At 74.5% G+C, this 2,661-nt stretch carries 3 protein-coding genes; all 3 read left to right on the top strand.

Annotation, left to right across the window (positions count from 1 at the left end):
* Positions 1 to 453 precede the first annotated feature (453 nt).
* The 3 genes from E1292_RS50120 to E1292_RS50105 all read left to right on the top strand — a co-directional run bounded on the left by E1292_RS50120 (position 454) and on the right by E1292_RS50105 (position 2,567).
* On the top strand, positions 454 to 1,773 hold the full coding sequence (locus E1292_RS50120; protein ID WP_220447469.1) for an MFS transporter: 1,320 nt from the start codon (positions 454 to 456) through the stop codon (positions 1,771 to 1,773).
* 150 nt (positions 1,774 to 1,923) lie between these two features.
* The gene (locus E1292_RS50110; protein WP_132606831.1) at positions 1,924 to 2,118 is read left to right on the top strand and encodes a ferredoxin; all 195 of its coding nucleotides are present in this window, start codon (positions 1,924 to 1,926) and stop codon (positions 2,116 to 2,118) included.
* Positions 2,115 to 2,567 carry an FAD-dependent oxidoreductase gene (locus tag E1292_RS50105; protein WP_132606830.1) on the top strand — a complete coding sequence of 151 codons (453 nt, stop codon included), beginning with the start codon at positions 2,115 to 2,117 and terminating at the stop codon, positions 2,565 to 2,567. Before E1292_RS50110 ends, E1292_RS50105 begins: the two co-directional genes overlap by 4 nt.
* Positions 2,568 to 2,661: the final 94 nt, after the last annotated feature.

Here is a 2,661-nt window from a genome sequence, read left to right as displayed (position 1 = left end):
GATCAGGGCGTTCGGCGCGGCGAGCACCGCGAGCATCACCAGCGCAGCGGCCGTGCGTCTCATGGTCACCTCAGGCGTTCTCGGGGGTGACGGCGACCGGGCGGCACCCGGGCCCGCTCAGTTCCGGTCATCCTGATCGACCGAACCTGACCGATATTGCTCAACTATTGACCAATCGCGAGCGATGCGCAAGATCCGCCTGCCCGCCGGAAAACCGCTTCCGCCGCGGGTGACCGGCGGCTAACCTGCCGGGGACGGTACGCAACCCCCGAGGAGCTTGAGAGATGCCCGGTCAACCGGGCACGCGTTGACGTTCACGGTCGTCGCCGACCTGTCCTCGCGTGCCGCCTCCGACCCGCGGCACAGCCCACCCGCCACCGCCTGATCCGCCGGGCGGCGTCCTCGGCTGCTCAAGGAGCTCTCCGTGCCGTACGCACCTCGTGTCACGCTCGCATGCCCGTACCCCCAAGATTCGTGGCCCGGCGGCCCGTGGGGCCGACGATGAAGGCGGCGGGCTCCGGCCGCTCTCCGAGCCTGTGGCGGGACTCCGACTTCCGCCGGCTCTGGGCCGGGCAGACCGCCTCCCAGCTGGGAACGCACGCCACTCTGGTGAGCCTGCCGCTCGCCGCCGTGGTGGCGCTCGGCGCCGGCGCCGGCGAGCTCGGCGCGCTGCGCGCGGTGGAACAGGCGCCGATCCTGCTGTGCTCCCTCCTCGCCGGCGCGTGGGTGGACCGCCGGCGCTCCCGCGACGTGATGGTGGTCGCGGACCTGGGCCGCGCCGTGGCGCTGGCGGCGATCCCGGTCGCCTACCTCCTCGGCGTTCTCGGCATGCCCGCGCTGTTCGCCGCCGCCTTCGTCGTCGGCGTGCTCAGCGTGTACTTCGACGTGGCCTACCAGGCCTCGCTCGTGCGGCTGGTGGAGCACGACCGGCTGGCGCAGGGCAACAGCGCCCTGGAGGGCACCAGGTCCGCGGCGCAGATCGGCGGGCCAGCGCTCGGCGGCGCGCTGGTGTCGCTGCTCTCCGCGCCGATCGCCGTCGTGGCGAGCGCGGCCTTCTTCACGCTGTCGTTCCTGTCGATCCGGCGCATCCGCCGTCCCGAGCCGGTGGCCGAGCCCGCCGGGCGGCCCGCCTCCATGGGGCGGCGGATCCTCGAAGGGCTCCGGCTCGTCGCCCGCGATCCCACGCTGCGGGCCGTGGGGCTCTGCACCGCCGCCTACCAGTTCGCGCTGGCCGCCCTGATGACCGTCTACCTGGTCTTCCTGCCGCGCGAGCTGCACCTGCCCGGCGCCGCGATCGGCCTGGCGCTCGCGGCGACGGGGCCGGGCGCGCTCGCCGGTGCGCTGCTGGCCGCCCGGCTGCCGGGACGGTACGGCCACGGCGTGGTGCTGGTGTCCGCGGCCGTGCTCGCCGACGCGGTGATGCTGGCCGTGCCCGCGCTGCGCGGCCCCTCGGCCGGCACGCTCGCCGCCCTCATGGCGATCAACTTCGCCTTCGGCGCGTTCGGCCAGCTGGTGAACGTCACCATGATGGGCGTCCGGCAGGCCGTCACGCCCGTCCTGATGCAGGGCCGGGTCGTCGCCACCGTCACTTTCGCCGGCATGGGCCTGACCCCGCTCGGTTCGCTGCTCGGCGGCTGGCTGGCCGGTCAGTGGGGGCCGCGCACCGGCCTGCTGGTGAGCGCCGCCGCCCTGTCGCTCTCGCCGCTGGTCATGCTCCTCTCCCCGCTCGCCCGCCTGGGAAGGACACTTCCCACGCGTACGGCTCGCGACTGAACGGACGGCGCGGTGAGCGACGCCCAGGGCCAGCTGGCACGACGCCGCGACCGGGCTGATCGACGCGATCGTCGGGTTGTGGCAGGCGCCCGTCACGCGCGCTCCCTGACCGCCCTGTCCCGACCGATGCACGAACAAGGGGGAACCATCATGAGAATCACCGTCGACGAGGACAAGTGCTGCGGAGCCGGCCAGTGCGTGCTGCTCGCGCCGGAGGTGTTCGACCAGCGGGACGACGACGGTGTCGTGCTCCTGCTCGACGCGGCACCGCCCGAGCGGCTGCACGCCACCGTGCGTGAGGCGGCCGACGTCTGCCCGGCGGCGGCGATCGAGCTGAGCGAGTGAGCGTACCCTCCGGCGTCCTGGTGGTCGGGGCCTCCGCCGCCGGGCTCGCCACCGTGGAGGCGCTGCGGCGCAAGGGCTACCGGGGCGAGCTGACCGTGCTGGGAGCCGAGCCGCACCTGCCCTACGACCGGCCGCCGCTGTCGAAGCAGGTCCTGTCCGGCGCCTGGGAGCCCGGGCGCGCCCGGCTGCGGACGGAGGCCGCGCTGGCGGCGCTGGAGGCGGAGTTCGTCCTCGGCGACCCGGCCACCGGCCTGGACGTCGCCGCGCGCGCGGTCAGCACCGCCTCCGGTCGGGTCCTGCGGGCGGGCGCCGTCGTCATCACCACAGGGCTGCGGCCCCGCGCGTTTCCCGGGCAGGACGAGCTGGCCGGGGTCCACGTGGTGCGCACCCTCGACGACGCGCTGGCGCTGCGGGCGGAGCCAGCTGGCACGACGCCGCGACCGGGCTGATCGACGCGATCGTCGGGTTGTGGCAGGCGCCCGTCACGCGCGCTCCCTGACCGCCCTGTCCCGACCGATGCACGAACAAGGGGGAACCATCATG

Source organism: Nonomuraea deserti, from assembly GCF_004348685.1.
GTDB classification, from domain to species: Bacteria; Actinomycetota; Actinomycetes; order Streptosporangiales; family Streptosporangiaceae; genus Nonomuraea; species Nonomuraea deserti.
This window is presented reverse-complemented; position numbering and strand designations above follow the sequence as displayed.

What these genes read in the sequence shown, in the direction of transcription:
- E1292_RS50120 (WP_220447469.1), top strand. Translation starts at nt 454, where the DNA reads ATGCCCGTACCCCCAAGATTCGTGGCCCGGCGGCCCGTGGGGCCGACG.
- E1292_RS50110 (WP_132606831.1), top strand. Translation starts at nt 1,924, where the DNA reads ATGAGAATCACCGTCGACGAGGACAAGTGCTGCGGAGCCGGCCAGTGC.